Below are 3,639 nucleotides of genomic sequence, written 5' to 3'. Positions count from 1 at the left end.
TTGGTCGCCATAAAAGGAACTGGCCATGAAGCCGTGTTCGATGCAATAGCCTTCTTCGGATGGGATGTCATCTTCTGTTCGCAAGCGCAGGCTCTTTGCCCGGCTGGCCTCCTGTGCTACCGCTTGTTCCTCGGTTTGTTTGGTGTCGGGATCGACGCCACCGCGCAAAAGGAAAATAATATTACCTTTATTAATATAGGTATTAAAAAGATAAAGATTAAATCTTTTTGCCGATTTATCCTCGTAATAACGGAATTGCCAACTATCTTCGATTGGTCCTGGGGCATTACGGACGACCTCCGCGGTTTCATCGGCACGTTTTATTTTAGCAATATCCAGAGCAACTTTTTCTTTGATTTTTTCTCGACTTCCTTCAAAGAGATAGATTCTGGAAGGAAATGAAAAATCCCCCCATATCACTTGCGCTTCTTTGGGAACCATCAGCGCATATCGGCCAAAGCACACAAGTTTGGTTTCTTTGAACAGGTTTTTCAACCTTGGACTCAACGCAACAGTTTCGGGCACGGCACGCTCCTTATAAGCAAATTTCTTCGAGCAGGCGACAAGCGACGTCGCCAGTATCAAAACGAAGCAGCATTTCGCCACCGTGGTCCGGCTGTTCGTACACATAATCATCCCCACTTCGCAGTTCCGGCGATCTTCACGACGGAATACAACATCGACGTCAGTACATTCGGATCGGCGTAGCTGCCTTGATGCTCATAGCCGCTCCCTTTGGAGCTTCCATGGGGGAATAGCGTGCCAGTAATCTTGCGTGCCGAGCGTTCGGCAGGCACCGTCTCGTCGCCAGCCGCATCCATCGGCTGCAATTTCAGCGTCAACACCCTTTTTCCCGCTTGTACCGTCAAAGTTCCTTTCTTATCGTCACTCAAAAGTTTCCATGTGTCGACTGAGGGCAAGTTAATTGTTCGGCTATCCCAGACCTCTGGATTTATGACCTTGAAAACCAGATTGCCATAGCTTTTGTGCTCATCCGATGCGCAATAACTGGCATAACAATGTGTCGGATGAAATGTCGTTTCGATGGAATCGAGGAAGGCAGTTGCGTTGGCTAAGCGTCTACCCACGTTGGCTAAGCCACCTCCATCTTGAAATAGAACATTGCCTGGATTTACCCAATCTGGGTTAATGAGGCGCCACCAATTTTCTTGCGGCTGAAGGTAAATGCTGTCGAGTGCATTTTCCTCGCCTTGAGGCCAGCTGCGAATCGTCCTACCGCATCCATCCACGACCTTCAGCCAATCCTTGCCATACCCGGCCGCAGGCAACAATTCCAGCGGACCGGGAGTATTGGCAAGAATCGCCGTCGCATGTTGACCGTCGATAGCGATGACCTCAGCAAAGTACTGTGCCTTGAGCCCTTCTTTTTCCTGGAAACCAAAACGCATGCGTCGGTACGCGGCGGCGGCGCCCAATGTCGGCATGACACTGTGGTACATGCCCAAGACTTTCACCGTCTGGTCGTTTAGCAGCTTTCCATACTTGGGATGGATCAACGCGCGTGCAAGGATGCCTCCCATGCTGTGTGTAACGATGATGACCTCATCGCATTTGAAGCCACGCTTCTGGTAGCCGAGGACCAATCCGCGTATTCGATTGGCGATGACAACGGCCGATTCTCCGTTGCTCTTCAGGAAGTTGTATCCCATCGCATGCACTGGGTACCAGCAATTGCAAATCTTTTTTATGTCTTTCTCTGTAATTGCCGCTCCTGATGCGGCACCAAATGTTTTCGGGTCGGCGAGAGCCGGCAACCACGTTGGGTTCAACTGTCCGTTTACGATCATATTGTTGAGGAGCAGTTCTGCCGTCCGCAACATCTGACCGTAAGGGCCGGCGAAAAGCACTTCGCTCCAGCCGCGCCAACGAGCAATCTGGGCCGGCATCTGGCGTTTGTGTGCCGAGACAAGATTCGGGTTGGCCTGCGATATTGATTGGATACGGCGATAACCCATCAGCGGTGCAATCGGTGCAAGACCGTCGGGGACATTCTGGTGGCGTGCATCCGCCTCTAGAGTTTCTTTTCCTTCCGGATCAAAGCGCTCTTTGCTCTCGGTGTAGTGGTAATACTCCACTTCCGTATTTTCAGGATCAAAGTCCAGTTGGCGTTGCGCCGGCGATGCATTCCTAAACCACCCACCCATGCCTGTTTTTCTGGCAACCTCGTAGTTGCCGGACAGGTCCACTAAATCATCCGGACGCCATGCCCGGTTATCCGGACGTTTCAGTTGATCCTGCCTGTTTTTAGTCATGCGCAAATTGCTGCCCATGACGCCTGGAAGAAAAATGACAGGAATTATTTTTCCGGGAGGGACTGTGACATCGTGCCTGGTCTTATCCGCGGTTTCGGTCATATGAACCGTATATTCTGCCCAGCCACCGACGCCTTGGGTAAATTCTCCCTGATGGTTGCCGCGCTCATTGAGATTGCTGTTGTCGCTCATGGCAGTTCACCTTTCCATCGAATCGTATAGCTGTCCATTCCTGCGGCTTTTTGCAGTCCGGTGCTGCCGCTGGCGTCGGTCTTGCCGCCAGCGACCGTTTCGTCATCCCTTACCAGTTCATAGGCAACGTCTTTCGCTGGCGTACCATCCACCTGGAGGAAGTTCACCTCTTGGTCAAAGTGATAACCCGCCGGTTTCTCGTTGAATGCTTGTGAAACACTCTTCGGCGCCAGCGTCTCCAGATTGCCGTGAAAGAGAACAGGCGACGACGTGAAGAACTGCGTTTGATCGCTGATCTCGAGCATGTGATTGCCGCCATGCAGCCGCACGCCTTTTTTGCCCCGGATATCGACCCAGTCCGATTCGCTCAAGAGCCGAAGCACCTTGTTGGCAATGATCTCGACGTCATCGTCTTGTGCCTGCACGGATACCTTCCCGGCGGCGGCAATCAGTTTCATGCCAGCCTTGTGCACGAATAGACGGAATGTCTTGCCGATGCTCGCGAACAGGCCGTCGACGCTGGCAATCGACAGGCTTTTGCCGCTGGTTATGGCGGTGTGGCGGTTGCTGGCAATGTGGGTGGATTGGGCCGAGGTGAGTTCGATGCCGGCCGGACTGGCGACGACCAAATGCGGCTCGGACAATTCAGGGGACGCTCCTTTGCCGCCGCCCCGAATGCCTTGGTTCTGGGATTTGAGGTCTTCGACCGCATCCCCTTGCTGAGGCTCCTGCTTTTCTTGAGCGCCATAGTGCTGCGCCATCCCAACCAACTGCTCCTGCAGGTCAGCGGCTGTCGACAGCCGTTGAATCGTTTCGCCCATATCCTTGATGTGGGTCGCGGCGTTCGGGCGTGCTTCCGTGGAGATGAGCATGCCCTGTGTCGCACGCACGACGCCATGGCCGTCAGTACGAAGCTCCCACCCTTCGCCGCGAGGATCTTTCCGGCCGGACGTGTCCTCGATACGGGTAATGTGACCGAGCGACAGTTGACTACACTGGTGATCGCTTTTCAACTGCGCCTGGATCTTCCCGGCCGTGTCGTCAAGGATCAGGTGATTGCCGCGAGTGGCACCGCCCAATTCCCGGCTGCGCAGGCCGGTCAGCGCCTGCTGTCCCGGCAACTTCCACGGCGGCATGTGCGTGTAGTTATAAAGCGCTCCGAGAATGACAGGAT

General features: G+C 53.7%; 2 protein-coding genes and 1 pseudogene. All 3 read right to left on the bottom strand.

What is annotated here, in order from left to right; translation table 11 throughout:
• Positions 1-525: pseudogene (locus tag ASC93_RS31455) on the bottom strand (hypothetical protein); the annotation flags it as partial.
• A 107-nt stretch (positions 526-632) separates the two neighbouring features.
• Positions 633-2,465, bottom strand: coding sequence for a triacylglycerol lipase (locus ASC93_RS17100; protein ID WP_056444732.1), 1,833 nt, complete (start codon positions 2,463-2,465; stop codon positions 633-635).
• A partial coding sequence (locus ASC93_RS17095) for a type VI secretion system Vgr family protein (protein ID WP_229412764.1) occupies positions 2,462-3,639 on the bottom strand: 1,178 nt, incomplete at its 5' end. The genes ASC93_RS17100 and ASC93_RS17095, both read right to left, overlap by 4 nt.

This window comes from Massilia sp. Root335, from assembly GCF_001425685.1.
In the GTDB taxonomy this organism is placed as follows: Bacteria; Pseudomonadota; Gammaproteobacteria; order Burkholderiales; family Burkholderiaceae_D; genus Telluria; species Telluria luteola.
The sequence above is the reverse complement of the archived record's forward strand: the minus strand, read 5'-3'. Positions and strand labels throughout refer to the sequence as shown.